At 43.4% G+C, this 26,600-nt stretch carries 23 protein-coding genes; 19 read left to right on the forward strand and 4 right to left on the reverse strand.

Annotated features, from left to right (window positions below; all coding sequences use genetic code 11):
* Positions 1-65 precede the first annotated feature (65 nt).
* Positions 66-347, forward strand: a complete 282-nt coding sequence (locus J1784_RS26490) for a CBU_0592 family membrane protein (protein WP_338019905.1) — start codon at positions 66-68, stop codon at positions 345-347.
* 118 nt (positions 348-465) lie between these two features.
* On the opposite strand, the gene J1784_RS11895 is transcribed toward J1784_RS26490, so the two are convergent.
* Both J1784_RS11895 and J1784_RS11900 read right to left on the reverse strand, forming a co-directional pair.
* Positions 466-1,356 (reverse strand): LysR substrate-binding domain-containing protein, encoded by an 891-nt coding sequence (locus J1784_RS11895; RefSeq protein WP_217149392.1) that lies wholly within the window; start codon positions 1,354-1,356, stop codon positions 466-468.
* A 25-nt stretch (positions 1,357-1,381) separates the two neighbouring features.
* Complete coding sequence (locus tag J1784_RS11900; protein WP_217149393.1) at positions 1,382-2,800, reverse strand: aminotransferase-like domain-containing protein; 1,419 nt, start codon at positions 2,798-2,800, stop codon at positions 1,382-1,384.
* 168 nt (positions 2,801-2,968) lie between these two features.
* On the opposite strand from J1784_RS11900, the gene J1784_RS11905 reads away from it, so the two are divergent.
* Complete coding sequence (locus J1784_RS11905) at positions 2,969-3,241, forward strand: DUF1127 domain-containing protein (RefSeq protein WP_217149394.1); 273 nt, start codon at positions 2,969-2,971, stop codon at positions 3,239-3,241.
* Between the two features lie 202 nt (positions 3,242-3,443).
* On the opposite strand, the gene metG is transcribed toward J1784_RS11905, so the two are convergent.
* Positions 3,444-5,516, reverse strand: coding sequence for a methionine--tRNA ligase (metG, locus tag J1784_RS11910; RefSeq protein WP_338019907.1), 2,073 nt, complete (start codon positions 5,514-5,516; stop codon positions 3,444-3,446).
* A gap of 110 nt (positions 5,517-5,626) precedes the next feature.
* On the opposite strand from metG, the gene apbC reads away from it, so the two are divergent.
* The 4 genes from apbC to asmA all read left to right on the forward strand — a co-directional run bounded on the left by apbC (position 5,627) and on the right by asmA (position 10,043).
* Positions 5,627-6,739: an iron-sulfur cluster carrier protein ApbC gene (gene apbC / locus J1784_RS11915; protein ID WP_217149396.1), complete on the forward strand. Its 1,113-nt coding sequence runs from the start codon at positions 5,627-5,629 to the stop codon at positions 6,737-6,739.
* 146 nt (positions 6,740-6,885) lie between these two features.
* Positions 6,886-7,527 carry a uridine kinase gene (gene udk, locus J1784_RS11920; RefSeq protein WP_120506638.1) on the forward strand — a complete coding sequence of 214 codons (642 nt, stop codon included), beginning with the start codon at positions 6,886-6,888 and terminating at the stop codon, positions 7,525-7,527.
* Positions 7,528-7,564: 37 nt separating this feature from the next.
* Positions 7,565-8,146 (forward strand): dCTP deaminase, encoded by a 582-nt coding sequence (dcd, locus tag J1784_RS11925; RefSeq protein WP_217149397.1) that lies wholly within the window; start codon positions 7,565-7,567, stop codon positions 8,144-8,146.
* A gap of 43 nt (positions 8,147-8,189) precedes the next feature.
* The gene (gene asmA / locus J1784_RS11930; RefSeq protein WP_217149398.1) at positions 8,190-10,043 is read left to right on the forward strand and encodes an outer membrane assembly protein AsmA; all 1,854 of its coding nucleotides are present in this window, start codon (positions 8,190-8,192) and stop codon (positions 10,041-10,043) included.
* A gap of 77 nt (positions 10,044-10,120) precedes the next feature.
* Here the strand turns inward: asmA and J1784_RS11935 are convergent, their stop codons facing one another.
* A complete protein-coding gene (locus J1784_RS11935) occupies positions 10,121-11,710 on the reverse strand; it encodes a TerC family protein (protein WP_217149399.1) in 1,590 nt (529 codons plus the stop codon).
* Between the two features lie 461 nt (positions 11,711-12,171).
* On the opposite strand from J1784_RS11935, the gene galU reads away from it, so the two are divergent.
* From galU to J1784_RS12000, 13 genes are all read left to right on the forward strand, one after another.
* Positions 12,172-13,059 (forward strand): UTP--glucose-1-phosphate uridylyltransferase GalU, encoded by an 888-nt coding sequence (galU, locus tag J1784_RS11940; protein WP_120133516.1) that lies wholly within the window; start codon positions 12,172-12,174, stop codon positions 13,057-13,059.
* Positions 13,060-14,077: 1,018 nt separating this feature from the next.
* Positions 14,078-15,115 carry a UDP-N-acetylglucosamine--undecaprenyl-phosphate N-acetylglucosaminephosphotransferase gene (gene wecA, locus J1784_RS11945; RefSeq protein ID WP_217149400.1) on the forward strand — a complete coding sequence of 346 codons (1,038 nt, stop codon included), beginning with the start codon at positions 14,078-14,080 and terminating at the stop codon, positions 15,113-15,115.
* A 57-nt stretch (positions 15,116-15,172) separates the two neighbouring features.
* Positions 15,173-16,258: a dTDP-glucose 4,6-dehydratase gene (gene rfbB, locus J1784_RS11950; protein WP_217149401.1), complete on the forward strand. Its 1,086-nt coding sequence runs from the start codon at positions 15,173-15,175 to the stop codon at positions 16,256-16,258.
* Positions 16,258-17,148: a dTDP-4-dehydrorhamnose reductase gene (gene rfbD, locus J1784_RS11955; RefSeq protein WP_217149402.1), complete on the forward strand. Its 891-nt coding sequence runs from the start codon at positions 16,258-16,260 to the stop codon at positions 17,146-17,148. Before rfbB ends, rfbD begins: the two co-directional genes overlap by 1 nt.
* 71 nt (positions 17,149-17,219) lie before the next feature.
* Positions 17,220-18,098 carry a glucose-1-phosphate thymidylyltransferase RfbA gene (gene rfbA / locus J1784_RS11960; RefSeq protein ID WP_217149403.1) on the forward strand — a complete coding sequence of 293 codons (879 nt, stop codon included), beginning with the start codon at positions 17,220-17,222 and terminating at the stop codon, positions 18,096-18,098.
* Between the two features lie 5 nt (positions 18,099-18,103).
* Positions 18,104-18,643, forward strand: coding sequence for a dTDP-4-dehydrorhamnose 3,5-epimerase (gene rfbC, locus J1784_RS11965; protein WP_217149404.1), 540 nt, complete (start codon positions 18,104-18,106; stop codon positions 18,641-18,643).
* 95 nt (positions 18,644-18,738) lie between these two features.
* The gene (locus J1784_RS11970; RefSeq protein WP_217149405.1) at positions 18,739-20,247 is read left to right on the forward strand and encodes a lipopolysaccharide biosynthesis protein; all 1,509 of its coding nucleotides are present in this window, start codon (positions 18,739-18,741) and stop codon (positions 20,245-20,247) included.
* Position 20,248: 1 nt separating this feature from the next.
* Positions 20,249-21,112, forward strand: coding sequence for a glycosyltransferase (locus J1784_RS11975; protein ID WP_217149406.1), 864 nt, complete (start codon positions 20,249-20,251; stop codon positions 21,110-21,112).
* Between the two features lie 76 nt (positions 21,113-21,188).
* Complete coding sequence (locus J1784_RS11980; RefSeq protein WP_217149407.1) at positions 21,189-22,160, forward strand: EpsG family protein; 972 nt, start codon at positions 21,189-21,191, stop codon at positions 22,158-22,160.
* A gap of 2 nt (positions 22,161-22,162) precedes the next feature.
* A complete protein-coding gene (locus J1784_RS11985; protein ID WP_217149408.1) occupies positions 22,163-23,014 on the forward strand; it encodes a glycosyltransferase in 852 nt (283 codons plus the stop codon).
* Positions 23,011-23,751: a glycosyltransferase gene (locus J1784_RS11990; RefSeq protein ID WP_217149409.1), complete on the forward strand. Its 741-nt coding sequence runs from the start codon at positions 23,011-23,013 to the stop codon at positions 23,749-23,751. The genes J1784_RS11985 and J1784_RS11990 overlap by 4 nt, the downstream gene beginning before the upstream one ends.
* A gap of 31 nt (positions 23,752-23,782) precedes the next feature.
* Positions 23,783-24,880 (forward strand): glycosyltransferase family 4 protein, encoded by a 1,098-nt coding sequence (locus J1784_RS11995; protein ID WP_217149410.1) that lies wholly within the window; start codon positions 23,783-23,785, stop codon positions 24,878-24,880.
* Positions 24,881-24,919: 39 nt separating this feature from the next.
* Entirely contained in the window at positions 24,920-26,539 is a 1,620-nt protein-coding gene (locus J1784_RS12000) for an LTA synthase family protein (RefSeq protein ID WP_238485502.1), read from the forward strand.
* Positions 26,540-26,600 lie beyond the last annotated feature (61 nt).

Here is a 26,600-nt window from a genome sequence, read left to right on the forward strand (position 1 = left end):
GCGGCAGAACACCCTGAAAAGCTTTATTTTTCTGAACTATCAATGTCTGGAAAGGGAAGTGACCGGTGGAACTGCATACGGTTGTCGGCTTAATTGGCGTGTTTTGCTATCTTCTGGCTTATGCGCTGGTTCAAATGCGCAGGCTAGCGGTTGATGCTAACAGTTACGCGTATCTTAATATAATCGGCGGTGTGTTTGGCCTCTATTCATTAAGCCATGATTTTAACCTTGCATCCTGTATTTCACAGTCATGCTGGCTGTTGTTTACAATAATTGGTATGAATTCTGCGAGAAAACGCAGATATCTGGAAAGGAATAAAATCCCGCCGTCCGATGTCAATTCATAATATTTTATTATGACCTGGGATTATTATTATTTTTTATAAATAATGTGATATCCATCTCGTCAGTTATGCTGAATTAGCATTACCAGACCAGATATCTGGCCTGGTAAATTTATTCACTTTAAGGCTGTTTAAGCCAGTTAATGACTTTGTGTACCACTGGTTTAAGGAACCGGTCCTGTGGTGTCAGCATGTAGCATTTACCGGCGGCAGCCAGTTTGCCGGGATGCGCGGCAACCAGCTGGCCACTGTTGACGTAATCCTGCACCAGTCCTTCCCAGCCCAGCAGAATTCCATCCCCCAGCACCGCCGACTGCACCAGAAACGGATAGTTATTGGCGCGCCAGGTTCTGCGCGGCGTCACGAAACTGACATCCTGTGAGGCAAACCAGTCGCGCCAGCCAGTCCATTCACGTTGCGGATCGTCCTGGATAAGCAATGTATGTTCGAGCAAATCGGCAGCACTGGCATCCGGCGGCAGCCGGTTGAGAAATTCCGGTGAACACATCGGATAGCAGACTTCATCGAACAACGCCTGTACGTGATAACCGGGCGGCGGCTCACACAGATAGAAAATAGCCAGATCAAATTCTGATGACTTGAGGTCCGAAAAGCTGTCGGAGATTTTCATGCGGATTTGCAAATCAGGCAACAGCTGGCGCAAAGAGGAGAGACGTGACGAAAGCCACAGGCCGCTCATGGCGCTGGTGCAGGCCAGCGTGACCTGCGGCAGGCCGTTCCAGCCCATGACTTCAGCCGTGGATTGCGAAATATCTCCCAGCCATTTTCGCACCTGTTGTGCATAGGTTTCGCCGCGCGGCGTCAGCGTGGTTTTACGCTGGGCGCGCTGGAAAAGCTTACAGCCGAGCATCTCTTCGAGCTGAATAATCTGGCGGCTGATGGCACTTTGCGTCAGATTCAGCTCGTCGGCCGCCCGCGAAAAACTGCAATAACGTGCCACGCATTCAAAAGCCACCAGCGTGTTCAGTGGCGGTAACGGTTCAATCTGCACGATAAAAGTCTCTCCGGATGGGCGTTTAGCAATTTTCCAGCATCTGAGCAATGGTCACGCCAACCTGCTGGACGGCACGTTCGGTTTTCGCCGTCAGCGTCTGGGCATAATTGATCCGCAGACAGTTGCGGTATTTGCCTGATGCAGAGAATATCGAACCGATAGCAATTTGCACTAAATGTTCTTCCAGCAACCGGTTCAGACGTTGTGTATCCACGCGTTCGTCGAGTTCAATCCACAGCAAAAAACCTCCCTGCGGACGGCTGACGCGTGAACCGCACGGGAAATATTTCATCACCCAGTCAGTCATGGTGCACAGGTTTCGCTGGTACTGATTGCGCATACGGCGCATGTGCTGCAGGTAATGGCCCTGTTTGATGAAATCTGCGATGGCGATTTGTGGCAGCGTCGCTGACGCACCTGTGGTGATGTATTTCATGTGCAGGGCGCGGTCATGGTAACGGCCCGGCGCAATCCAGCCGACGCGTAAACCTGGCGCCAGCGTTTTGGAAAACGAGCTGCACAGCAAAACGCGTCCATCTTCGTCGAAAGACGTGATGGTGGCCGGGCGGGGATACTGATACGCCAGTTCGCCGTAAACGTCATCTTCGATAATCGCGATATCGTAGCGTTGCGCCAGGCGCAGCAAACTTTTCTTACGATCGTCCGGCATGTTGTAACCGAGAGGATTATTGCAGTTGGGTGTCAGCTGTATCGCTTTGATTGGCCACTGTTCCAGCGCCATCTCAAGAGCTTCCAGACTGATCCCGGTGACAGGATCGGTCGGGATTTCCAGCGCTTTCATACCAAAACCTTTCAGCGTCTGCATAGCGCCGTGAAAACTCGGTGAATCCACCGCCACGATGTCCCCGTGCTCGCAGACCGAGCGGATGGCGATAGACAGCGCCTCATGACAACCTGTGGTGATCAGAATATTGCTGGCATCCATATGGCTTCCGCTGTCGATCATCAGGCGGGCAATCTGTTCGCGCAGGTCTTCTGAACCGTAAATACTGTCGTAATGAAACGCGCTGAGATTCTGATGCTGTCCGGCGCGCCCCATAAGGCGGCTGAGAGGGCGGAGCGTGGCGGCAGTCACATCGGGTGAACCGCGACCCAACTGAATTACACCCGGACGGTGCGGGGAGGTGATCAATTCAAGCACCTGGTCCCACTGGGAAATATCCACCGGGCGCTGTGTCGGGCGGCAAACTGCCGGAAGAGCCGCCTGAATGCGCGCGTCTTTCACGAAGTACCCGGATTTCGGACGGGCTTCAACCAGCTGTTTTTCTTCCAGCACCCGGTACGCCTGCTGAACGGTACTGACGCTGACGCCATGTTCACTGCTTAAAACCCGCACCGAAGGCAGACGGATACCCGCGGGATACAGCCCCTGTTCAATACGGTCACTCAGAACATTTGCCAGATTTTCGTAACGATTCATTATCTTTTCCTCAACGCCTGCGCAAAGAAAGCAGTACAGATGGACACAATCTACCGCTGAATCTGTCATCAGATCCAGATCTGTCTGGTTGAAATACAAAAAATCTGAATCTGTAATGTTTTTGCCCGTTGTTAGATCCTGATGTCAGGTCGTCAACGGGAGCAGAATATGAAAAATATCATTGAAGAACGGCAGTTTACCGGATGTGAGACAGTGGTTTGCGCAGAAGTCGCCATGCCTGAACAGGCAGTACAGATACCGCAGAAAAAAGCCGGATGGGTAAAACAGTTATTCGCCGTGATGCATGGCTGGAATGAGCGCCGCGTCAGCCGCAAGATTTTGCATTCGCTCAGTGCTGATCAGCTCAAAGATATCGGGCTGGCGAAATCGGATATCGACAGAGAGTATCCACGCAGCGTATGGCCGAACTGGCCGAAATGAAATACCCGTCATCTTTCGTGTGTCAGATGCGTTGGCTGCGCTCGTGCGCCCCGGTCACTTACTGATGTAAGCTCCCGGAGACTTTCTCACTCGCCGCCTTCCTGACACCCGAAATCTATAGGGTATTTGCGGCGATAAGGTTACGAAAAATCATAAAAAAAGCCCGATGCTTTCATCGGGCTTTTCGTCACTCAAAACTGTTTTACTTCACCTGCATACCAGGCTGTGCACCGGAATCCGGGCTGAGCAGGAAGATGTCTTTTCCGCCCGGACCCGCGGCCATCACCATCCCTTCAGAGATGCCGAAGCGCATTTTACGCGGTGCGAGGTTAGCGACCATGATTGTCAGGCGGCCTTCCAGCACTTTCGGATCAGGATACGCTGAGCGGATGCCGGAGAAAATCTGACGGGTTTCACCGCCCAGATCCAGTTGCAGGCGCAACAGTTTGTCCGAACCTTCCACGAAATCAGCGCTTTTGATCAGCGCGATACGCATATCCACTTTGGCGAAATCATCAAAAGTGATGGTTTCCTGAATCGGGGAGTCAGCCAGCGGACCTGTTGCCGGTGCTTTTGCAGCCGCAATGTCTTCTTTCGAAGCATCAACCATCGCGGTCACTTTATCCAGTTCGATACGGTTAAACAGCGCTTTGAACGGATTCACCTGATGTGACAATAGTGGTTGGGCAATAGTGTCCCAGTCCAGAGTAGTATTCAGGAACGCTTCGGTGCGTTCTGACAGCGAAGGCAGAACCGGCTTGAGATAGGTCATCAGTACGCGGAAAAGGTTAATGCCCATTGAGCAGATGGCCTGCAGGTCAGCGTCGCGGCCTTCCTGTTTCGCCACAACCCACGGCGCCTGTTCGTCAACATAACGGTTGGCCAGATCGGCAAGCGCCATGATTTCGCGGATCGCACGGCCTGATTCACGGCTGTCGTACGCCTGAGCGATGCTTTCAGCGGCATCGGTGAAGGTTTTATACAGCGCTTCATCGGCCAGTTTGTCAGCCAGTTGGCCGTCAAAACGCTTGGCAATGAAACCGGCGTTACGGGAAGCCAGGTTTACCACTTTGTTCACGATGTCGGCGTTAACGCGCTGCACGAAATCTTCAAGATTCAGGTCGATATCGTCGATGCGTGAAGACAGTTTCGCGGTGTAGTAGTAACGCAGGCAATCCGCATCCAGATGGTTCAGATAGGTGCTGGCTTTGATGAACGTGCCGCGCGATTTGGACATTTTCGCGCCATTGACGGTGACATAACCATGCACGAACAGGTTGGTTGGTTTGCGGAAACCGCTGCCTTCCAGCATGGCCGGCCAGAACAGGCTGTGGAAATAAACGATGTCTTTACCGATGAAGTGATACAGCTCGGTAGTGGAATCTTTTTTCCAGAACTCGTCGAAGTTCAGATCGCTGCGGCGGTCGCACAGATTTTTGAATGAACCCATGTAACCGATTGGCGCGTCCAGCCAGACGTAGAAATACTTGCCTGGCGCATCAGGAATTTCAAAGCCGAAATACGGCGCATCGCGGGAGATATCCCACTGTTGCAGACCGTGCTCGAACCATTCCTGCATTTTGTTCGCTACCTGCTCCTGCAGCGCGCCGGAACGGGTCCATGCCTGTAACATCGCGCTGAACTCCGGCAGGTCGAAGAAGTAGTGCTCGGAATCACGCAGCACAGGCGTCGCGCCGGAAACCACAGATTTCGGGTCGATCAGTTCAGTCGGGCTATAGGTTGCGCCACAAACTTCACAGTTATCGCCGTACTGATCGGGTGATTTACATTTCGGGCAGGTGCCTTTGACGAAACGGTCAGGCAGGAACATGCCTTTCTCCGGATCGTACAGCTGAGAAATGGTGCGGTTCTTGATGAAGCCGTTTTCTTTCAGACGACCATAAATCAGCTCGGACAGCTCACGGTTTTCATCGCTGTGCGTGGAGTGATAGTTGTCGTAGCTGATACCGAAGCCGGCGAAATCTTTCTGATGCTCCTGACTCATTTCGGCAATCATCTCTTCCGGCTTGATACCGAGCTGCTGCGCTTTGAGCATGATCGGTGTGCCGTGCGCATCGTCCGCACAGATGAAATGCACTTCATTGCCGCGCATTCGCTGGTAACGGACCCAGACGTCAGCCTGGATGTGCTCGAGCATGTGACCGAGATGGATGGATCCGTTGGCGTACGGAAGTGCACAGGTTACCAAAATTTTTTTCGCGACTTGAGCCATAGTAAGAGCTTGCTTTCTGTAGTTGAAATCAGGGGCATTGATGTTAACCGAAAGCGCCGCCCCGCGTAAACAAACGGGGGGATCTCCTTACGTGTGTTCTGTTATGCTTATGAGTAGATAAATAGTCTGATAACCAGTTTCAAGGAGCCGGGATGACATCTCAATCCCCACAGCAGACCACACCCGCAGGGCTGCGCGCACTAGTGACCGGCGTACTGGCCACCTTCCGCCATTCCACATTACAAAAAGATTTGCCTTCCATTAAAGCATTGCACCATTGCGTGCTGATGGACGACGTTTTACATATTGACCTGACGCTGCCGTTTGCCTGGAACAGCGGTTTCGATGTGCTCAAAGATGAAACCAGCGGAGAATTGCTGCGGGTCACCGGCGCGTCGGCCATTCAGTGGAACCTGCGTCATGATATCGCCACCATGAAACGTGCCAACGATCAACCGGGTATTAAAGGTGTACGCAATATTCTGGCTGTCAGCTCCGGTAAGGGTGGGGTCGGGAAATCGACAACCGCTGTGAATCTGGCGCTGGCGCTGGCTGCTGAGGGCGGAAAAGTCGGTATTTTGGATGCCGATATTTATGGCCCGTCGGTGCCGAATATGCTGGGGACTGAGGAAGAGCGTCCGACATCGCCGGATGGCGTGCATATGTCGCCGATTATGGCGCACGGGCTGGCGACCAACTCCATTGGTTATCTGGTCACCGACGAAAATGCCATGGTGTGGCGCGGGCCGATGGCCAGCAAAGCGCTGATGCAGATGCTTTCGGACACGCTGTGGCCTGATCTCGATTATCTAGTCATCGACCTGCCGCCGGGCACCGGGGATATTCAGCTGACATTGTCGCAGAATATCCCGGTAACAGGCGCGGTGGTGGTGACAACGCCGCAGGACATTGCGTTGCTGGATGCCATGAAAGGCATCGTCATGTTTGAAAAAGTGCATGTGCCGGTTCTGGGCATTGTCGAGAACATGAGCATGCACGTGTGCAGCAACTGCGGACATCACGAGCCCATTTTTGGCACTGGTGGGGCGCAGCGTCTGGCTGAGAAATACCGCTGCGAATTGCTGGCGCAATTGCCGCTGCATATTTCGCTGCGCGAAGATTTAGATCGCGGTGAACCGACGGTCGTCTCCAATCCGGACAGTGAGTTCACTGTTATTTACCGCGAACTGGCGGCAAAAATTGCGTCACAACTGTTCTGGAAGGGTGACGCTATCCCGACAGAAATTGCATTCCGGGCCGTTTAATCTCCCAACTCCGCGATTTATTGCCTGATGTCAGCGATTACACCGCCTTAACGCTGGCATCAGGTAGTGTCTTGTACTTATAATTGGCGCGTTAAAAGCACATGTCTGTGCTTGCCTTCCAACTTCCAAATCAGGTCTTTAATTTTATGTCTGACAAATTCCATCAGTGTGTCATCGTGGGTATCGCTGGCGCATCTGCTTCGGGAAAAAGCCTCATCGCCAGTACGTTATACCGTGAACTTCGTGATCAGGTCGGTGATGAGCACATCGGGGTAATCCCGGAAGATTGCTACTATAAAGACCAAAGCCACATGACCATGGAAGAGCGGGTCAAAACCAACTACGACCATCCAAGTGCGATGGACCATAATTTACTGTTCCAGCATTTGCAGGCAATGAAGTCTGGCCAGGCGATTGAATTGCCGAGCTACAGCTTCATTGAACATACCCGTCTGGCTGAAACGGTGACGCTTAAACCGAAGAAAGTGATCATTCTGGAAGGGATCCTGCTTCTGACCGACGTGCGTTTGCGTCAGGAAATGAATTTCTCCATTTTCGTTGATACACCGCTGGATATTTGCCTGATGCGTCGTATGAAACGTGACGTCAATGAACGTGGTCGTTCAATGGATTCCGTCATGGCGCAATATCAGAAGACAGTCCGTCCGATGTTCCTGCAATTTATCGAACCCTCAAAACAATACGCAGACATCATTGTGCCGCGTGGCGGCAAAAACCGGATTGCGATTGATATTCTGAAGGCGAAAATCAGCCAGTTCTTCAATTAATCGCGGAACAATCCGTAAAAACCATACCGGAGATACGATGAGACTTTGCGACCGAGATATAGAAGCCTGGCTCGACAGTGGCAAACTGGGCATTTCACCCCGTCCGCCGGTTGAACGGATTAACGGTGCGACGGTAGATGTGCGTCTGGGTAACGGTTTTCGCGTTTTCCTCGGCCATAACGCCGGTTATATCGACCTGAGTGGCCCGAAGGATGAAGTCAGCGCCGCGCTGGATAAAGTGATGAGTGATGAGATTGTTTTGCCGGAAGGCGAAGCATTCTTCCTGCATCCTGGCGAACTGGCGCTGGCAGTGACGTTTGAGTCTGTGACCATTCCTGATGATTTAGTCGGCTGGCTGGACGGGCGTTCTTCACTGGCGCGTCTCGGGCTGATGGTGCATGTCACCGCACATCGTATTGATCCGGGCTGGAAAGGGCGGATTGTTCTCGAGTTCTATAATTCAGGTAAGCTCCCGCTGGCACTTCGTCCCGGAATGCTGATTGGTGCGCTGAGCTTTGAGCCATTATCCGGTTCTGCTGCGCGTCCCTATAATAGCCGTCAGGATGCGAAATACCGCGACCAGCAAAGCGCAATTGCCAGTCGTATTGATGAAGACTGATTCTGTTTTTTATCCGCATTACGGATAAAAACGTGAGGAAGGCATGAGAAGACTACTGACAACACTGGTGATTTTACTGGTGGTTATCATTGCCGGCATGACTTCGCTGGTGTTTCTGATCAACCCGAATGATTTCCGCCAGTACATGGTGGAACGGGTTGAGGTGAAAAGCGGATATCAGCTGGCCATCAACGGCTCATTGCGCTGGCATGTCTGGCCACAGCTGAGCATCATTGCCGGTCAGACGTCGCTCACCGCGCCGGGTGCTAAAGAGCCGGTTGTCAGTGCAGAAAACATGCGGCTGGACGTTAAACTCTGGCCTCTTATTTCTCATCAGCTGGCGGTGAAACAGGTCCTGCTGAAAAACGCAGTGATACGCCTGACACCTGAAACTGAAGAGAATCAGCCGGATGCGCCGGTGGCGCCTGCAACGCCAACGCCTGTCGCGCCCGGAGCCTCTGAACTTGAGGCGGGCTGGAAATTCGATATCGATAAAGTCAGTATTGCGGACAGTCTGCTTATCTGGCAGCGCGGCGATGATGACCAGATAAACGTACGTGATATCAATATGGAAATTGATAAAAACGACAACCGTCAGGCCACCATTCAGCTTTCGAGCCGTATAAATCGCAATCAGCGCGACCTGGCGTTTACGATGAATGCGCAAGTGGATATGCAGCACTATCCGCAGGCGGTGTCGGCCAATGTCAGTAAATTTACTTATCAGCTGAGTGGCGCTGACATTCCGGTCAAAGGCGTTCAGGGCAATGGCTCGATGCAGGCCAGCTATCAGCGTGATAATGATTCACTTGCGCTCACACAGCTGGCGCTGACCGCAAATGATAATCAGATTTCAGGTACCGCATCTGCCACGATGGGCGGCGATATCGGTAATTATCAGCTCAATTTAAACGCGGATAAACTGGATCTGGATGCACTTTCCGGCTGGCAGCCCAAAACATACGAACAGGCGGCTCAGAGTACTCAGTCAATCACTTCCGCACCGGTCATTGCCCGTGATGTTGATGAACAGCCGAATGGCCTGAGTAGTTTGCAGACGTTCAATGCGCATCTGGCACTGAAAGTGGCTGATTTAACCTATCGCGGGATGAAGATCAAAAATCTGGCACTGAATGCCGATAACCGGCAGGGCAAAGTTGTATTGCCGACCTTCAGCGGCAATCTCGGGGCGGGAAGCTTTTCCCTGCCTGGCGATATGGATGTGACGGGTAAAAACATTCTGGTTCACATGACGCCGGATGTGAATAACATTGAACTTGCTGATCTGCTGACCGCGTATGGATTGCCGAAAGCGCTGACGGGCAGCTTCTCTATGAAAGGTGACGTGAGCGGTAAAGGGCTCTCAGCAGAAGATTTTGCGCGTAACTGGCAGGGAGATGCTGAACTGGCTATGACTAACGCGCATCTGAATGGCCTTAATATTCAGCAACTGATCCAGCAGGCGGTAAGCCGCAATACCAGCAGCGTTCAGGGGCTGGATAAATATGAGCATTACAGCCAGATTGATACACTGAAAGCACAGGGGCAGCTGAAAAATGGCACCCTGAAACTTAATGATCTGGAAGGCCAGTCGCCAATGGTTTACGCCAAAGGTGATGGCTCTGTTGATCTCGCCGGCGAAAAGGTTGACATGAATTTGTTGATCCGCGTGACAGGTGGCTGGAAAGGCGACAGCAATCTCATCAATACGCTGAAAACCACCGATATCCCGCTGCGCGTCTACGGGCCGTGGGCGCAACTGGGTTACCAGTTACAAGTTGATCAGATCCTGAGGCGTACCATTGAGCAAAGCGCCAGAAGCGCCATTCAGAACTGGGTGGATAAGCGCAAAGACAGCAAAGAAAAAGAAGATGTTCAGAAGTTACTGAATAAATAATCTCTGAATATCTGAATGAAAACGGGGCGCCTCATCAGCGCCCCGTTTTACGTTTTCCTGTCTACCTGAACATCAGTTTACACTTCGTAATCGTCATCCATTTCAGTTTTAAGCGGCGTGATCTTCACTTTCAGAATACGGTGACTGCTGACCTCGAGTGGCTCAAACAGATAGTCATCAATGTGGATTTGCGCACCCACCTGCGGGATGCTCTGAGTATGCTCCATCAGTAACCCCGCCAGCGTGTGATATTCCCGTTTCTCATCAACCGGCAGAGAGATATACATCACCAGATCTTCCAGCGGCATATAACCGTTGGCAATCCAGGTGCCGTCTTCCTGTTGCGAGATATCGTGGCGTGCATCCGGCGTTTCATCCGATTCAGGCAAATTACCGGCAATCGTTTCCATCACGTCAGTCAGGGTCACGATACCCTCAACCGAACCGAATTCATCGACGACAAAGGCAAAGTGAGTTTTAGCCAGACGGAACTGCTCAAGTGCCATCAGCAGGGAAAGTTGTTCCGGGAAAATCAGCGGCTGGCGGATCAGCGCCTTAAGATCTAACTCATTTTGCAAAAGCTGCTGTTTAAGCAGGTCGACAACATGCACCACGCCTAACGGCTCATCGGTAGAGCTGTCTTCTGTCACCAAAATTCGCGTGTGCTGATTTTCAGCTATCTGCTGTTTCAGCAATTCAATCGGATCATTGAGTTCAAGATTATCGACGTCGTGGCGGGAAGTCATCACGCTGCTGACGGTACGCTGACCGAGCCCCAGCACGCGCTCAATCATATGGCGTTCCTGCTGGTTGAAGATGGCATCCTCTTCGCCCGCACTGTCTGCAATCATATTCGAGGAATGTGCATCCAGCTCGGCTTCTTCATGTTTACCACGAAGAACGCGTAAAACAGTCTCGGCGGTGCGCTCACGCAGGGACCGGCGGGAGGACAAAAAACGTTTACGGTTGAAGTGCGCCAGTTGGTTCAGGCCTTCGATAATGACCGAGAATCCGATAGCGGCGTACAGATATCCTTTCGGAATGGCATAGCCAAAGCCTTCAGCCACCAGACTGAAACCAATCATCAGCAGGAAACTAAGACACAAGATAACGATTGTCGGGTGCGCGTTGACGAAACGGGTCAGCGGCTTACTGGCCAGCAACATCAGCCCGATAGCAATACACACCGCGGCCATCATGACAGCGAGGTGATCAACCATACCCACGGCGGTAATTACCGAATCGAGGGAGAACACCGCGTCCAATACCACAATCTGCGCCACAACAGGCCAGAATCTGGCGCCGCGTTGCTGTTGGCTTTGCTCTTCATCCTTACCCTCAAGACGTTCATTCAATTCCATCGTTGCCTTGAACAGCAGGAATATTCCTCCGACCAGCATGATCATGTCACGTGCGCTGAACGGGTGGCCCAGCACAGTAATGAGAGGATGGGTAAGCGTCGACAACCATGAAATTGAAGCCAGAAGCAGCAAACGCATGACGAGCGCCAGCATCAGTCCGGTGACGCGGGCTTTATCACGTTGGCTGCGCGGAAGTTTCTCCGCCAGAATGGCGATAAAGATAAGATTGTCTATCCCCAGAACAATTTCGAGAATTACCAGGGTAGCCAGCCCGGCCCAAATCGACGGATCGGCGATCCATTCCATATAGCGTTTTCACCTTTAGTTACGCGGCGTTTGCCGCACGTTGAATAATGGGCGTCAGGAGATGAAATTTCAAATCTAAAACAGTGGGCTAGGCAAAACCGCATGCAGGGGGAAGGGCGGATCCGGGGCAATGAGAGCCCGACAGCGCCGGGTGTTTTCGAAAGCAGCAATTTATGATTATAAAATCGCCGAATAGGTTTAACATTCCTAAAATTAGGTCTTTACCTTACCGTTTCGTGCGGCTTACTGGTATCGTAATCAAATACAGAGAATCGTGCTGAAGTCCTAAAGTCCGCAGTAGGGTCTCCCTAAAGTAAATGACAGGGACTATACTCAGGGAAGAAATAGCGTAGCGGGAAATAATTTGTATTTACAATTTCAGTCCGGTGAATTCCCTGACATGTTTGAATTCTAACTGACTGGATTTACACACCAATAGGTTTCAAGGAGTATCCTTTACAATGTTAAAAGCTGTTATCCCTGTTGCCGGTCTGGGCACACGTATGTTGCCAGCGACGAAAGCCATTCCAAAAGAAATGCTTCCTATCGTCGATAAGCCTTTGATCCAGTACATCGTTAATGAGTGTGCTGCAGCGGGCATCAAAGAAATCATTCTGGTCACGCATTCTTCTAAAAATGCGATCGAAAACCACTTCGATACTTCATTCGAACTGGAAAGCATGCTGGAATCCCGCGTTAAGCGCCAGTTGCTGGAAGAAGTGCAGTCGATCTGTCCGAAAGGCGTGACGATCATGAACGTGCGTCAGGGCCAGTCAAAAGGTCTGGGTCATGCAGTTCTGTGCGCAAAACCTCTGATCGGCAACTCGCCTTTCGCGGTTATTCTGCCTGACGTTCTGATGGATGATTCCACAAGCGATCTGCGTAAAGATAACCTTGCAGCGATGCTTCGCCGTTTCCAGGAAACGGGCAACAGCCAGGTTATGGTTGAAGAAGTGCCGGAAAAAGACGTTTCTAAATACGGTATCGTTAACTGCAACGGTGTGGAAGTTGAGCCGGGCGAAAGCGCGCCAATGACAGCGATCGTTGAAAAACCAGATCTGAAAGATGCACCTTCCAATCTCGCGGTTGTCGGTCGTTATGTACTTTCAGAAGCTATCTGGCCGCTGTTGGCAGTTACGCCATACGGTGCGGGTAACGAAATCCAGCTGACCGATGCCATCGCTATGCTGATGAAAAAGCAAACTGTAGAAGCTTTCTCCATGACCGGCCGTTCACATGACTGTGGTGACAAACTCGGTTACATGAAAGCCTTCGTAGAATACGGTATTCGCCATAACTCACAGGGTGAGGCGTTTAAGGCATGGCTGAAAGAGTTTGCTGAAGAGTAATTCTTGAATCAGCTCTAAAAAAGCACCTGCTATGGTGCTTTTTTATTTAATAAAAATAGATGGTTACATATTTATCAGCCCTGTAAATATTCATCCATTCTGGTCGGATTGACAAATAAAGCCTTTAACGCCATGTCTTAGGACATTCAACCGAGATCTCTAAGCTGTAACCTGGACATGCAAAGTAATAATGATTATTGCACTTTATCGAATTGTTAAAGTCTGGTTGATATCTAATCATTCAAGGGCATGGATCAGAATTTCACCTATAAAAGTTTAGGATTAATGCTGCGTTGTCATACACATTGCGCTAGGCTATATAACTCAAGATTGCTCGTCGTTTTACATATTAATATTGATTGTTTTAAGAGGGTTAGCCTTAATCAATTTTCAGCTTATTAAAGCGTCGTTGAGTTAGGGTTCAAGGCAAAATTTAACCGTGGTGGCTGAGCAATTTACAAGCTGGCGTGGTTGCTTTTTGGTCTAACCATCAGCATCAGGCGCATTTTCGAAGTTTTTCGGATAATGCAATCTTGTCGGGCACCCGGAATAGGGTAAAAATTCTTTCAGTAAAGACGGCAAGAAGAACGAAATCCTTTAGAAGGGCATGCAGTAAGCAAGCCTTCTTGAGTCAGTGATGAGATAAGTGTATTGGTAGCTTCTGAGCCAGGGGCGGTAGCGTGGATGTTTGTCACCAAGAGTGTCGATGCGCCGGGGAAGTGAGAAGTAGTGATGATAAATACCCCTATGCCATCCAGCAAACTCAACGTTGAATCAATATTTTTTGACCGTTAAATTGCTCTTAAGGTTATTTATAAAACGGCTATCAAAACTTAAGGTTATTTATAAAACGGCTATCAAAAACAGTCAGGGAAATATAATATTAAAATGAATTGCATCTCAAAGGAAATGAATTACGACCGTTATAAAAGTGCATGTTAATTCCAGAAAAACATTAACATGTCACTTGTGGAAAAATTAGCAGTCTTTATATCAATTTATAGAATATGGTGCAGTCATGCAAGAATATATTATAATATTTTTCAGTGCCTTAGCTTCGTTGTTTATTGCACGTAAGGTTGCGCGACGGGTGGGTTTGGTTGATAAACCAAATGCAAGGAAACACCATAATGGACATATCCCTTTGGTTGGCGGTGTATCAATCTACATTTCTATTTGGGTGATTTATTTCTTACAACCCGCGTGGTTCCCTGATTTCTATTATTATATTACCTGTGTAAGCCTGTTGCTATTTGTGGGCGTGTTGGATGACAGATATGATCTGCCAGTCACTCCGCGCATCGTACTTCAGGCATTTGTAGCAATAGTTATGATGTTCAGTGGACTGCATCTGGCATCACTGGGAGACATATTCCTGGGCTATCCGGTTGGTTTAGGTGTGCTGGGGTATGTAATCACCATTTTTGCAGTAATGTGTGCAATCAATGCTTTTAATATGGTTGATGGTATTGATGGTTTATTAGGTGCGTTATCTTGTGTGAGTTTTGCCTCATTAGGTATCGCATTCAGTTTACATGATAAAAACGGACTGGCTCAATGGTGTTATTGTTTAACCATCGCTTGTGTCCCATACATCCTTCTTAATCTTGGCATTCCATGGGGCCGAAAATTCAAAGTATTCATGGGGGATGCCGGCAGTACCCTAATAGGATTTACGGTAATATGGTTGATTATTCTGGCGACGCAGGGGGCATCAGCAATATTACACCCCGTGACTGCATTATGGATTATCGCTGTTCCTTTGATGGACATGATTCGCGTTATGATTTCAAGGGTCAGACGAGGTGATAGTCCCTTCAAGCCCGATCGTGAGCATTTACACCACATATTATTGAAATATGGTTTTACTCATTCAACTGCGTTGGGTGTTGTGTTGGCCATAGCAATATCATTCTCTGTAGTAGGAATCTACGCTGATATGAAGAATTATAACCAGCTTGGTGTTCTCATTTTGTTTATTGCTTTTTTTGGCGCTTTTGTGTTGTTTATAAATAAGCTGGCTAAGGCAAGAACGCTGAAAGAAAACAATAGCTAATAGCGAAATTTCAAAGTCAAAAATTCAGATTTGATATGTATAAAGAGAGACAGTTAAATGAAGATATTAGTGACAGGCGGTGCCGGATTCATTGGGTCTGCGGTAGTTCGACATATTATAAATAATACTCAAGATAGCGTGATTAACGTGGATAAACTGACCTACGCAGGTAATCTTGAGTCTGTTTCCATGATCGCTCAAAATGATCGTTATGCTTTCGTCCAGGCTGATATCTGCAATAAAGAGGCAATTGATCAGATTTTTGCATTGCACCAACCTGATGCCGTTATGCATCTGGCTGCCGAAAGTCATGTTGACCGTTCAATTACGGGGCCGGCTGAATTTATTGAAACCAATATTGTAGGGACTTATACCTTACTTGAAGCGACGCGTGCTTATTGGTCACAGCTGACGGGAAATAAAAAAGAGGCATTTCGTTTTCATCATATCTCCACCGATGAAGTTTATGGAGACTTGCCTCATCCGGATGAGTGGAATGCTGAGGAAAAACTTCCTCTGTTTACTGAAAAAACGCCTTACGCACCAAGTAGCCCTTATTCCGCATCGAAGGCATCAAGCGACCATCTGGTTCGCGCCTGGCAGCGCACGTATGGCCTCCCTTGCATTGTCACCAACTGTTCGAACAACTACGGGCCTTATCATTTCCCGGAGAAACTCATTCCTTTAGTGATATTAAATGCATTAGAAGGAAAGAGTTTGCCAATTTACGGTAAGGGCGATCAGATTCGCGACTGGTTATATGTTGAGGATCATGCTTGTGCGCTTTATACCGTGGTCACTAACGGCGAAGTTGGCGAGACATACAATATCGGAGGACATAATGAGAAGAAAAACTTCGATGTGGTTCTGACTATTTGTGATCTGCTGGATGAACTGGTGCCTAAAGAACAATCTTATAGCCAACAGATCACATATGTAGCTGACCGCCCAGGCCATGATCGCCGTTATGCCATTGATGCTGAGAAAATTAATCAGGAACTGAGCTGGAAACCCGTCGAAACCTTTGAAAGCGGTATCCGTAAAACAGTTCAATGGTATTTAGATAATCAAAAGTGGGTTGATAACATCAAAAGTGGGGCTTATAAATCTTGGGTCGAGCAGAATTACGGAGATCGTAAATAATGGATATCCTTCTTTTTGGCAAAACAGGGCAAGTTGGCTGGGAATTACAGCGCGCACTGGCTCCTTTGGGCAATGTGATAGCACTGGATGTTCGCTCTAAAGAATATTGTGGAGATTTTAGTAACCCTGAAGGTGTAGCTGAAACAGTTCGTCGTATCAAACCTGATGTGATCGTTAATGCCGCAGCGCACACCGCTGTTGATAAAGCTGAAACAGAGCGTGATTTTGCTCAACTGTTAAATGCGACAAGTGTTGAGGCTATTGCCAAAGAAGCTGCCTTAATAGGTGCATGGTTAGTCCATTATTCTACCGATTACGTGTTCCCCGGCGACGGTGATAAGCCCTGGTCAGAAGATGATGCAACCGGACCTTTGAATACCTACGGTGAAACTAAGCTTGCAGGTGAAATTGCTGTCCAGAAGCATTGCCCTAAGCACCTGATTTTTCGCACAAGTTGGGTATATGCTGGCAAAGGGAACAACTTTGCAAAAACCATGCTTCGTCTTGCAAAAGACCGCGAAGAGCTTTCAATTATCAATGACCAGTTTGGCGCGCCAACCGGTGCTGAACTTCTCGCCGACTGTACCGCGCATGCTATAACAACCGCAATGCGCAAGCCTGAAGTTGCCGGTCTTTATCATCTTGTTGCCTCTGGCATAACGACCTGGTTTGATTATGCAAATGTGGTCTTCACTGAAGCGCAAAGTGCGGGTTACGAACTTGCATTAAAGCAAACTCATCCGGTCGCAACGAGCGCATATCCTACGCCAGCCCGACGTCCTAATAATTCACGTCTTGATAATAGAAAGTTTCAACAGACCTTTGGTTTAACACTGCCATGCTGGGATGTCGGGGTTAAACGCATGCTCGCTGAATTGTTCACACATTAGGGTCTGTAATATAGTCACTAGTTAAATAATTATTGCCCGTTAAAGGGCAACGACAAAATTGAGAGATTAATATGACCACTCGTAAAGGAATAATTCTCGCTGGCGGATCAGGTACACGTTTGTATCCAGTAACAATGGCAGTGAGTAAACAACTCTTACCCATTTATGACAAACCTATGATTTATTATCCGATCAGCACACTCATGCTGGCGGGAATTCGAGATATATTGATTATTAGTACTCCTCAGGATACTCCTCGTTTCGAGCAATTGCTGGGAGACGGCAGTCAATGGGGTCTTAAACTCCAGTATAAAGTACAAGAAACCCCTGATGGATTGGCTCAGGCTTTTGTCATCGGTGAAGAGTTTATTGGTGACGATGATTGTGCCCTCGTATTAGGAGATAACATTTTCTACGGTCATGATTTGCAGAAACAATTAGAAGCTGCAGGAGCAAAAGAAACCGGTGCAACCGTGTTTGCCTATCATGTACATGATCCAGAGCGTTATGGTGTTGTTGAATTTGATAAACAAGGTACAGCTATTTCTTTGGAAGAAAAACCTTTAGAACCAAAAAGTAATTATGCCGTTACAGGTTTGTACTTCTATGACAATAGTGTCGTAAAAATGGCTAAAGGATTAAAACCTTCTGAGCGTGGCGAGTATGAAATCACCGATATCAATAGAATTTATCTTGAGGAAGGTCGTTTGTCTGTTGCCATGATGGGACGTGGTTATGCATGGCTGGATACGGGCACACATCAGAGTTTGATTGAGGCCAGTAATTTTATTCAAACCATCGAACTTCGTCAGGGATTGAAGGTGGCATGTCCTGAAGAAATAGCTTTCCGTAAGGGCTTTATCGGCGTAGAGCAGGTGAAGAAATTAGCTGCGCCATTGATAAAGAATGACTACGGTAAATATTTGATGAAGATGATAAAGGGCTATTAACGCTGATGCAAATTATTAAAACTGAAATTCCAGATGTAATGATTTTTGAACCTAAAGTCTTTGGCGACGACCGTGGTTTCTTTTTCGAAAGCTTCAATCAGAAAGTTTTTGAAGAAGCGGTGGGACGAAAAGTCGATTTCATCCAGGATAACCACTCTAAATCTACCCAAGGTGTACTCCGGGGTCTTCATTACCAGTTACCTCCTTTTGCTCAAGCGAAACTAGTACGTTGTGTTGTTGGTGAGGTTTTTGACGTCGCAGTAGATATTCGGGAAAGTTCTCCTACTTTTGGGAAGTGGGTTGGAGTACATCTTTCTGCTGAGAATAAACGTCAGCTTTGGATCCCAGAAGGTTTTGCTCATGGTTTTCTTGTATTGAGTGAAACTGCAGAGTTTGTCTACAAGACAACGAATTACTACTCACCACAGCATGATCGAAGTGTTCTTTGGTGTGACACAGAGCTTGACATAACATGGCCAGATATCAACAAAGATTACATTCTTTCTGATAAAGATCGTAATGCTCCAAAATTCAAAGAATCATGACACTTAGCTGAGTGATGTACAAAACATTACTCAGTTATCAATTTATTTTTTGCTAGCTTTGAACCGATGATGACCCTATGAGAACAAAAAGTGTAATGAAGTCATTCAAATATGGCTTTGTTTTTTCAATTATAATAATGGCTATGACATTCTGGGTTAGAAAGGTTTTTTTTGATACATTAGGTACTGAATTAACAGGATACTATCTCCTTATAAATCAAATGCTAGGTTTTTTGAATTTAGCAGAGTTGGGCTTGGGCACTGCATCAACATATTTACTATTTAAACCATTAAATGAAAAAAATAATAGAGCATTATCTACTACATTTATTGCCATAAGGAATATTTATAAAGTAATCCAAAAAGTCATAATTGTCATTGGATTGTTTCTCTGTTTATTATTGCCATTTATTGTTAAGTCAGATATTAAGATATATGATCTCTATTTGCCATGGATTTTTTTCGTATTTAGTACGGCCTTATCGTACAGTTATAGTGCCGAGTCAATCTTGCTTACTGCAGACCAGAAAGTACATTTTTTAAGAATAATTAATGGTTCTGGCAGAGTTATTTGCTTTATATTACAAATTATCATTTTAAAACTCAATTTTGGTTTCATATTATTTAGTTTGCTGGAAGTGATTTCAGTTATTCTACAAATGTATTTTTTCAAAAAAATCATTAAGCAGCATTATTCACTAGATTCTTGTATTGAAGTAAATATTCACACCGGTATTAAAAGAGATATTTTTACTGAAATTAAAAAAACCTTCATCCATAAGGTTTCAGGAGTATTAATTTTCAACACTGATTATATTATCATCTCAATATTCCTGGGATTAGCTACAGTAACATCTTACTCTTCGTATATCATGCTAGCGCAGGCAATGTCATTTTTAATAACTACCCTAAGTGTGCCTCTTAACTCTGCATTGGGAAATTATCTACATGACAAAGGAAGTGAGGCTACTTATCAGAAATTCTTGCAAATTGACTCTATTTTTATGTGCGGTGGAACAATCTTTGCCTTTTGTTACTTCATCGTGTCTAGTAGTTTAATAAGTTTATGGTTAGGGGAGGGAGTAGTATTACCGGGAATGACTGTTGCATTGTTAGCATTTAACGGTTTCTGCTTAATAGCGAGGACCTCAGTAGATATTTTTAAAGTAGCATATGGGTACATGTCTGATACTCATCTTCCAATTTTAGAAGGTTGTCTTAACCTCATTTTTTCCTTAGTCTTAGTGCATTTTTTTGGGATCAATGGCGTTATCGTCGGTACAATAATATCTAATGTGTGCATTATAATGGTTGCTAGGCCCTACTATTTATACAGGGAAGCTTTTAATAAATCTTTATCTGATTTTATAAAGCATCACTTATTGGTTTGGTCGCTGTCATTCATAACAATGATTACTTTTTATTATATTTTTATCTATAAATTGGATGTTTCTGAAAAATTTCATGCGATAGGTATATTCAATTTTATCATCAACTGTACTATTTTAGGATTTATAACATCTATCATTTCTGGTTGTATTTTCATCTTTGGTAGTAAATCACTACGAGATTTTTTGAAACATCAGATTTTTAACAGGACTTGAAATGAAACAACTAACCCCTATTATTATTATGACCAGGAATGAAAATGGATTGTTAAAAAAATGCATTGAGTCGATACTACGAACTACATTTTGTCCTTTTCATATATATATAATTGATAACAACTCAGATGATAAAGAACAAATTAAAATTCTAAATGAGTATTCTACGCATGAGAAAGTATCTGTGTTGAAGAATAAAAATAACCTTTGGGTATTGGGGCTAAATAAACATTTAGATGTAATAAGAAAAACGATCAATTCAGAGTTCTTCATTTTAACTGATGGTGATATCGAGTTTAAAAATAACAATGATAAAGTCTGTTGGTTGTCGGAACTAATAGAGTATATGGAACAATACAAGTGCATTGGCAAAATAGGTATTTCACTTGATTGGAATTTGATTTCAGATGATCCATTTTATAAAGAGATCTATGAGCAAGAAGCTAAGTTATATGATAAAAACTCGAAAATAGGACCTCTTTTTATTTCACCAGTTGATACAACAGCGGCAATTTATCGCTGGGATTGGTCTATTACAGGATATAAATTTTATCCAGATCATATAAGATATCTGCGTCCCGAGTTGTATTCATGTAGAACACCAAGGTTCTTTACTGTTGACCATCATGGATGGATAAATTACAAACTAGAACCGCAACAATCAAATTTAGAAGATAAAATTAAATGTTTCACGCTTATGGGGGCCGATATTAAGAAAACACAGTTAAAGAGTATCAATTACAAAATTATTCTTTTCAATAAGTTTTTAGCTAGGCCAATCAAGATTTTTTGGGGAATGCGACGACGTTTTTATTTATTCAAATACATCCTCGGTAAAGGAATGCGAAAGTTTGATAATCACTAGTAGGCAATAAATGCTAATATATCTTATATTATTATCAGTGCTAATTCTAAGTTGTTGTTTTGAAAATAACAAAAAAATGTTTTATTTCTCTATATTTATTCTTTTCTTTGTCGCAGTGTTGAGAGGAGATGAAGTTGATCGGGACTATAAGACATATATAAGTATTTATGAATATTTGGTTAATGGTGATTCATACACCATCGAGCCGACTTTTATTTTATTTACGTATTTATCACACGCTTTAACGAGTTCTCCTGTATTAATATTTATAATATATGCTGCATTAGCTCTGTATTATAAGGCTAAATACATAAGATACTTCTCTCCGTATATATGCTTATCACTATTACTTTATTATTCTAATTTTTATTTTGTTCATGAATTGACGCAAATAAGAATAGGCGTTGCTAGTGCTATTGGTTTTTTTGCCCTTAAATATCTTGTTGAAGAAAGAAAAAGCAAATTCATTACTTATGTACTGATTGGCATGCTTTTTCATTTTTCATTAGTGATATTATTAATTTCTTTATTATTTGATAGGCAAAAAATTAGCAGTAATTTTATTTTGTCATCGATTGTTATAACTGGTGCTAGTTATGGTTTGATATTTTTGAACATCAGCCCATTAAATTTACTGGAATATATACCTATTTCGGTAATTCAAGAAAAGTTGAACATTTATAAATATCAGACAGCGAACGGAATGGTTGAAGCAGTTAATGTATTATCTGCACTGCAATTAATTAGAATAGGAGCTATTATACTGATTTTATGTAATGCTAAAAAGTTCGAAAATAATACTTCAATGATTGTGTTATGTAAGCTGTATACATTGTCTCCGATTTGCTTAGCTCTACTTTCTTCACTTCCTGCATTTGCTATTCGTATTAGTGAGCTATTCTCTGTAGCTGATATTGTTGTTTTACCAATATTAGCAAGCTATTGTAAGCAAAAAAACATCGTTAGATTTTTATTGGTTCTACTATCAGTGCTTGTGTTACTGATGAATTTATATCATAACGAAATAGTCAATGGTTACCATATTTAATTATGAAAAAACAAATATTACCTATAGTTGTATTATATAAGAAAGAGCTCTCTGATGCAGAAAGCATCAATACTTTGCTTGATAGTGATATTGATAATAGCATTTCAGATATATTTGTTTATGATAACACTCCAGAAAATTTTATAAAAAATAATATAGTGTGTGAAGTATATAGGGATAGAAATGTAATATATCATCATGATATTAAAAACTCTGGGGTTAGCACCGCTTATAATTCGGGAATGAAAAAGGCAAATGAATTAAATTATAAATATGTATTACTATTAGATCAAGACACTGTTTTCCCTTCTGATGCCCTTAAATTTTATCAACAGTCAATTGAAGATCAGCCAGGAATTAATCTTCATGTTCCCAGATTATTAACTAAAAAGGGGGAGTTTTGTTCTCCACTGCGATATGCTTTTCATCGAGGTTTTGTTACTAATGAATTGAGTTCCGGTATTTATTCATTAAATACGTACTCACCAATTAACAGTGGGATGTTGCTAGATGTAAATACGGCAATTTTAGCGGGCGGTTACAATAATAAAGTCTATTTAGACTTTAGTGATTTTCAATTCATCGAACGCTTGAAAAATATATCTAGCAGTTTTTATCTAATGCCCCTAACTTTAGAACAAGACTTATCAAATGATGATGAAAATTATAATAACCTCCTAAACAGATATGCAATATATTGTGAATGCGCAAGGTTCTGTGAAAAAAACAATATTTATGATGAATTTATCTACTTCATGATGGTTCTGATTAGGGGGATGAAATTGGTTCAAAGAACTAAAATGTTGAAATTCATATCCATTTTTTACAATAATTATGTACGAGGCAAAAAATGATTTCGGTTTGTATACCTACATATAATGGTGAAAAATATATAAAAGAACAACTAGCGAGTATCTTGTCTCAACTCTCACTTCAAGATGAAATCATCATTTCAGACAATTACTCGACGGATAATACTCTTTCTGTAATCCGTGATATAAATGATTCACGGATTAAAATATTTCTTTTCAAACCTGATGCGAAATTGCAATTAAAAATTAATACACTTGTAAAAGTTTCACTGAATGTTCAAAATGCATTATCTAAAGCAAATGGTGATTATATATATCTTTCTGATCAAGATGATATTTGGCTTGATGGAAGAGTAAGTGAAACTTTACAATTATTAAAAAGCGATAAGGCCTCAGTTGTAGTTTGCAACTGTAAAGTAATCGATGAGAATAACGATACTTTAATTGAATCTTACTTTTCTTATATCAAACCTAGCTCAAGTGTTTTTAGGAGTTTTCATAAGAGTTCATTCCATGGCTGCTGCATGGCATTTAATAAGAATGTAATTCTGAAAGCATCCCCATTTCCAAAATACGCCATTGGCCATGACCTTTGGTTAGGCATTGTAGGCTCTCATTATGGTAGTGTATATTTTGTTGAAAAACCGCTTGTTTTATACAGGCGCCATAGGTCAACAGTAACAACTACTGGTTTCGAAAGCAGCAGAACTTTGTACGACAAAGTTAAATATAGATTTCTAATTATACTTTCCATATTTAAAGGTATCATTTTGAAATAAAGGCTTGGGTACGATATAAAGGTCATATCTTGTGAAAATTGCACATGTTCAAGTTATTCCAAAATTGTCAGGTGTTCAACAAATTACGTTGGATATACTTTCAGGTTTAAGTAATACAGAAGGTCCGATAGAAAAGATAGTAATTTGTGGTGATTTGATTGACAATGACTTTGTTGAAATATTTAAGAAGCAGAATATTTCAGTCATACCAATCAATTCCATGAAAAGAAGTATTGGCTTTCATGATATTAAGTGTTTTTTCGAGTTATATAAATTATTTAAGAATAACTCATATGATATTGTTCATACAAATTCGACAAAGCCAGGGATTATCGCGAGAATTGCGGCCAGATGCGCTGGTATAAAAAAAATTGTCCATACAGTTCATGGCATAGCCTTCCATGCACATACAAACATTGTCATCAGATCAATTTATTATATATTAGAAAATATAGCCACTCTATGTGGTGATGTAAATATAACGGTGAACAAAAATTACACAAAATACTATCCTTTTGTAAAAACTAAAGTCATCTATAATGGAGTTGATTTTAGTAATCTAAACCCTATAAGTAAGACCAATAATAAAGGGATTCATTTCTCATTTCTTGGGCGGTTAGATGAACAAAAGAATCCTTTGGAATTTATAGAGGCTGTTAATATTGTATTAAAAGAATACAGAGGCGATCTAAGGCTCAGATTCAGCCTGGCGGGTGATGGCGAATTACGTCAGGATTGTCAGTCGATGATAGAAAAACTCGGTCTGACAGATAATTTGAAAATGCTAGGTTGGATATCTAATAAAGACGATTTTTTTAATGACGTGGATGTACTTTGCCAGCCATCAAAGTGGGAAGCATTTGGCCTTGTATTCGTTGAAGCAGCATATTTTTCGATACCTTCAATAGCAACTAAAGTTGAAGGTATACCTGAAGTTGTTTTAGATGGGCAAACAGGTTTTCTATATAGTAAAGGTGCAGGGCAATTGGCTGAATGTATGTTAAAGTACATTGAATCGCCCGATATGTTGGCTATTACTGGGAATAATGCTAAAGAGTATGTGACAAAGAAATTTAATATAGAAACGATGATTAAAAAATATTCACAAGTTTATTTTGATAAGTTTTGAGTTTTTAGTATTATGATATTAATCCGAGTGAGATTAGTTATGAATAGCTTTGGAAAAAAGTATTTAAGAAACATAGTATCTTTACTTTCGGTTTTAGTGTTGACATTATTAATTCTATTTTACAAATCATTTGGAATTTACAGGTCTATAATAATTGGGGCGGAGATAGTTACCTTTTTCCTTTCGATTTCTTTTATATCTAACCAATTCCTTCGAGCTTTTATATGGACAGCATACTGTTTAATTATCGCTGCACAAATGAGTTCAATCATAAATACTGGTGGATATATAATCCCACTGACTCTGTCTAATTTATCTGAGTTTAAAGCTGTAGGTCATGAGGTATTAACACAAGTATTATTTATCCTCCTGCTATATGTATTAGCATCCATCCCTTTTTATTTTGTGAAAAGAACATCTGCATTTAAATTGTCTTTATTGTCTTTTGTTATATTTATTTTTATGACTGGCTCGTTACATCAGTTTTTTAACACAGCTCATGAATACTATAAGCAAGTTACCTATAAGCCAAACTATAACTATCCTGAAGTTGCCAAAAAGTTTCTGAAATTTAATGTTTATAATGAAAGTGATATGTCGTTGTACTTTCCGAATGGAAAGCCAAAAAATATTATTGTGATTTTCACGGAAGGTATGTCATCTAAAGTTATAGATCTTGAGAATAATCTAGGGCTTAAGATAACACCAAATATGGATTCTCTTTATAATGAAGGAATCGTTATTGAGAATTACTTTAATCATACTGCAGCTACGTTTCGTGGTTTACGAGGCCAACTTAGCTCCGCTTATCAATACAGGGATGGTGTTGATAGCAAAGGGGAAGGTTTCTTTCAGATTAATAGTGAAAAAGTTTCAGATACTTATAATCACCGTTTAATATCCTTACCCGAAATTCTCAATGACAATGGCTTTAATACCTATTTTATTGCAAGCACTGAGGATCATAGTAATTTAAATACATTGTTGCGCTCTATGCCATTTAAAAAAGTTTATGGCATGGAAGATTTTGATTGGCATATCAATGATAGAATGTCTGATAAAAAAATATTTTCAGCTTTGAGAACGTTGGTGGCAGAGCAAACGAGCAAACCTTTCTTTATTGGAATGTATCCGTCTGGCACACATCATGGAATGGATAGCCCAGATCAAAAATATCATAACGGTAGCAACTCTTTTTACAACAAATTCTATAACTATGATTTTCAATTAGGCGATTTCATTACATGGTTTAAGAAAAGTCATTTCTATGACAATACACTTTTGATAATAACAGCAGATCACTCTACCTTTCCAGTGCCTGAGTTCAAACAAAGCTTTAATACTTCCTCAGATTACTTTGTCGATACGATCCCTCTCATCATGATTGGAGCGGGAATAAAACCAATGAAATTGGATGCGAAAGGCAATAATAGTTTATCTATAGCCCCTACAATTCTGCAAATACTTAATATCGATAACGCACCAAATTATTTTTTAGGTTGTTCACTTTTTGACTTAAAATGCACGAGTAAATTCTCCCATATTTCTGTAATTGGTGATTCATATTATCGCATCAATCTAAAGACGGATGCTAATTACAGCGCTGAGCAAATAGACAGCGTCCCTGAGGTTGTCGATTTTTACAATGTTAGCGGTTAATTAAATTTACAAAACTATCTTAGTTATATGCTCTATTCTTGGTTAATTGTTATATGGCTTA

It is taken from the genome of Rahnella ecdela (assembly GCF_019049625.1).
In the GTDB taxonomy this organism is placed as follows: Bacteria; Pseudomonadota; Gammaproteobacteria; order Enterobacterales; family Enterobacteriaceae; genus Rahnella; species Rahnella ecdela.

What these genes read in the sequence shown, in the direction of transcription:
- rfbB (WP_217149401.1), top strand. Translation starts at nt 15,173, where the DNA reads ATGAAGATATTAGTGACAGGCGGTGCCGGATTCATTGGGTCTGCGGTA.
- J1784_RS11900 (WP_217149393.1), bottom strand. Translation starts at nt 2,800, where the DNA reads ATGAATCGTTACGAAAATCTGGCAAATGTTCTGAGTGACCGTATTGAA.
- J1784_RS11990 (WP_217149409.1), top strand. Translation starts at nt 23,011, where the DNA reads ATGATTTCGGTTTGTATACCTACATATAATGGTGAAAAATATATAAAA.
- apbC (WP_217149396.1), top strand. Translation starts at nt 5,627, where the DNA reads ATGACATCTCAATCCCCACAGCAGACCACACCCGCAGGGCTGCGCGCA.
- J1784_RS11935 (WP_217149399.1), bottom strand. Translation starts at nt 11,710, where the DNA reads ATGGAATGGATCGCCGATCCGTCGATTTGGGCCGGGCTGGCTACCCTG.
- J1784_RS11975 (WP_217149406.1), top strand. Translation starts at nt 20,249, where the DNA reads ATGAAACAACTAACCCCTATTATTATTATGACCAGGAATGAAAATGGA.
- rfbA (WP_217149403.1), top strand. Translation starts at nt 17,220, where the DNA reads ATGACCACTCGTAAAGGAATAATTCTCGCTGGCGGATCAGGTACACGT.
- wecA (WP_217149400.1), top strand. Translation starts at nt 14,078, where the DNA reads ATGCAAGAATATATTATAATATTTTTCAGTGCCTTAGCTTCGTTGTTT.
- galU (WP_120133516.1), top strand. Translation starts at nt 12,172, where the DNA reads ATGTTAAAAGCTGTTATCCCTGTTGCCGGTCTGGGCACACGTATGTTG.
- J1784_RS12000 (WP_238485502.1), top strand. Translation starts at nt 24,920, where the DNA reads ATGAATAGCTTTGGAAAAAAGTATTTAAGAAACATAGTATCTTTACTT.
- J1784_RS11985 (WP_217149408.1), top strand. Translation starts at nt 22,163, where the DNA reads ATGAAAAAACAAATATTACCTATAGTTGTATTATATAAGAAAGAGCTC.
- udk (WP_120506638.1), top strand. Translation starts at nt 6,886, where the DNA reads ATGTCTGACAAATTCCATCAGTGTGTCATCGTGGGTATCGCTGGCGCA.
- J1784_RS11905 (WP_217149394.1), top strand. Translation starts at nt 2,969, where the DNA reads ATGAAAAATATCATTGAAGAACGGCAGTTTACCGGATGTGAGACAGTG.
- J1784_RS11980 (WP_217149407.1), top strand. Translation starts at nt 21,189, where the DNA reads ATGTTTTATTTCTCTATATTTATTCTTTTCTTTGTCGCAGTGTTGAGA.
- rfbC (WP_217149404.1), top strand. Translation starts at nt 18,104, where the DNA reads ATGCAAATTATTAAAACTGAAATTCCAGATGTAATGATTTTTGAACCT.
- asmA (WP_217149398.1), top strand. Translation starts at nt 8,190, where the DNA reads ATGAGAAGACTACTGACAACACTGGTGATTTTACTGGTGGTTATCATT.
- rfbD (WP_217149402.1), top strand. Translation starts at nt 16,258, where the DNA reads ATGGATATCCTTCTTTTTGGCAAAACAGGGCAAGTTGGCTGGGAATTA.
- J1784_RS11970 (WP_217149405.1), top strand. Translation starts at nt 18,739, where the DNA reads ATGAAGTCATTCAAATATGGCTTTGTTTTTTCAATTATAATAATGGCT.
- dcd (WP_217149397.1), top strand. Translation starts at nt 7,565, where the DNA reads ATGAGACTTTGCGACCGAGATATAGAAGCCTGGCTCGACAGTGGCAAA.